Source organism: Shewanella sp. SM20 (genome assembly GCF_025654545.1).
Taxonomy (GTDB): Bacteria; Pseudomonadota; Gammaproteobacteria; order Enterobacterales; family Shewanellaceae; genus Shewanella; species Shewanella oncorhynchi.
Map to the genome: position 1 here is coordinate 1 of NZ_JAKKRK010000113.1, position 2,357 is coordinate 2,357.

Below are 2,357 nucleotides of genomic sequence, written 5' to 3' on the forward strand. Positions count from 1 at the left end.
ATGGATGGTTCAATGCCTGTTGTGGCTAGTTGGTTTACACGCACAGCAACAGGGCTGGGATAAGCATTTTCAGGCCAATACCATTGGGCATCGAACGGTACTCTCAACGATTCGCTTGGGATTGGAGGTACTCAGGCGGCCTGATTATCAAATCACGGAGAAAGAATTGCTGGCGGCCTGGGTATTATTCGCCAATCAGTTGCTCAAATATGGCTATGCTATGGCTGATTTATGAGGGGATCCTTCAGTACTCTGTAGCAACTAAGGCAAGTGTTGAGCTTACCCCAATAAACGCCAATAAATTATCAAGCTGGGCGAGTGACACGATAGTCACTATCACGCCGCAACATAGGGCTAACGCAAAACCAGTGTTCGCGATTTGACTCGCCTTATCAAACGCATTTGCCCCTAAAAATCGGCTTACTAAGGTCGCAGTACCATTTCCTATCATGCAGGCCAAAGCAAAAATCATCATTTGTAACGGGAAGGCAATCGTCACCCCAGCTAATGCATCGGCACCGATGTATTTCAAAATAAAATAAGAGTCAACTAAGTTGTAGCTGCCGCTGAGCATCATGGCCAATGCCATGGGTAACGCAAAGCGCAAATACAAAGTAGGGATAGCTAACGTACCTAAGGACTCAGTTGACTGAGATCCTGAGTGAGATTTCCCGTGGGAGGGCGTTTCGGTGGCTGCCAAGGGTACAATGTCAGAAAGTTCAACATTGATACCGGCGGGTTTGAAAGTGTTAGCGGTTGCATGTTTCACAAACAATTCTCCTAAGTTTATTGGCATTCCGCTAAGCCAAACTTATTTGATTGCTGTGGGTTCGATATGAAATCGATTCGCAACGCTGTTAATTTATCAGAGTGATATCATCTTTTGCGGACAGGCTTCTCTGCAGCCTGCCGCGTATTATTCTTACTCATCCGCCCGATGTCAATCATCAGCTTGTCGTATTTGACGGTGGCATTTAACCACTTCACATGTTAGTAGTAGATGAGCGATAAATGACGCCATCCAACAAGCCACTTAAACCACTTTCTGTACAGCAAGTTATCGAAGATTCATTGCCTAGCGATAATATAATAGTCCTTGTACAAACTTCCTTTTAGTTACGACACAAGCTGTCGCACTTCTGCGTATAATATTAAAAAATAACGAATTGAGGTGCACTATGGATGGTCTAGTTATTGTGTCAATCAGCCTACTTACCTTGCTTGAAGTGGGTGATGTTCCATATACCTATCTGATGTTATGTTTCGCAAGCTGCCGTTTGCTGTAGTAAAAAACGTTATTGTTGATTTTACAGCTCGGGTGCAGGGTGTTGGTTCGACCTTATTTAAGGAAATTGAATTTTTTGCATAAATACTAACGACTTTAAGATCATGCTTCTTAAAACCCACATCATTACCGATGACGAATGTGGGTTTTAACCTTAGTGTCTATGCTTTAAGCTAAATCGTAAGTATATAAGTTTTAACAGGCAACATTGCTTCATTATATGAGTGATAATTGCATCGGTTTTTGTTGCTGGCGTATTTGCAGTACATCTTCAAATTGGCAAAGTGCCAGCACGCGCGACGAGAGGTAGCAACAAACCATCATCAAGTCCCCAAGCACAAACTTAGTTGATCGTACTAATACCCAAATAAGAGCAGGTAAGATGGCCAGAAGATATCGGCGAAAAAAAGCAAATCTCAGTCTGCCGCCAAACCTCATTTTGAGTGGCCACGCACACAAAACTGTGGCTTTTCATACAAAATGAGTTTGGGAAATACGTAGAAACTTTGTCAAAAAATATGATTTTAAGCGCTAATAAATCAATCTGCATCTGATTGAAGATTGCCGAAATATGACTTTATTTATATTTAATAATATAGTTTTTAAGTAATTTATCACTCTATTTTTATCAGAAGTGTAAGTATGGAATTAAAACGAAGACTATTTGAATTCAACGAAGACAATCTTTTGAGATAAAAAAGCATGATCAAAATAACTATAGGCCCTCCGGTATGATGGTTTTTTCTTGGTCGAAAGTTCCGATCACTTGAAGGGCTATTAGTTCAACATTTCTTATCCCGAGTTCAAGTTAAATAAGGCTCCACGCACTCCCCCTGTGTCAGGATTGTTGTCACCCCTTAAAATCATCCAATAATTAAATAAAGGGGGCGGTCAATGAGAGCTCAATGGAACGATATTCACCTGAACGTAAAGACGCTGTCTTAAAGAAATTATTACCTCCCCACAATATGACGGTCACGGAAGTGGCTCGCAGTGAGGGGATCTCCTACCAAACCCTGTATCATTGGCGAGATAAAGCCAAAAAAGAGGGTCGCCCTGTGCCAGGTAAAAC

The 2,357-nt window shown here is 41.6% G+C and carries 2 protein-coding genes and 1 pseudogene; 2 read left to right on the forward strand and 1 reads right to left on the reverse strand.

Annotation, left to right across the window (positions count from 1 at the left end; translation table 11 throughout):
- A pseudogene (locus L5M18_RS23020) lies at positions 1-235 on the forward strand (IS4 family transposase); the annotation flags it as partial.
- 9 nt (positions 236-244) lie between these two features.
- Here L5M18_RS23020 and L5M18_RS23025 read toward each other — a convergent pair.
- Positions 245-769 carry an MATE family efflux transporter gene (locus tag L5M18_RS23025; protein ID WP_263198710.1) on the reverse strand — a complete coding sequence of 175 codons (525 nt, stop codon included), beginning with the start codon at positions 767-769 and terminating at the stop codon, positions 245-247.
- A 1,421-nt stretch (positions 770-2,190) separates the two neighbouring features.
- Here L5M18_RS23025 and L5M18_RS23030 point away from each other — a divergent pair.
- Positions 2,191-2,357: transposase (locus L5M18_RS23030; RefSeq protein WP_263195311.1), on the forward strand; the 167-nt coding region annotated here is incomplete at its 3' end.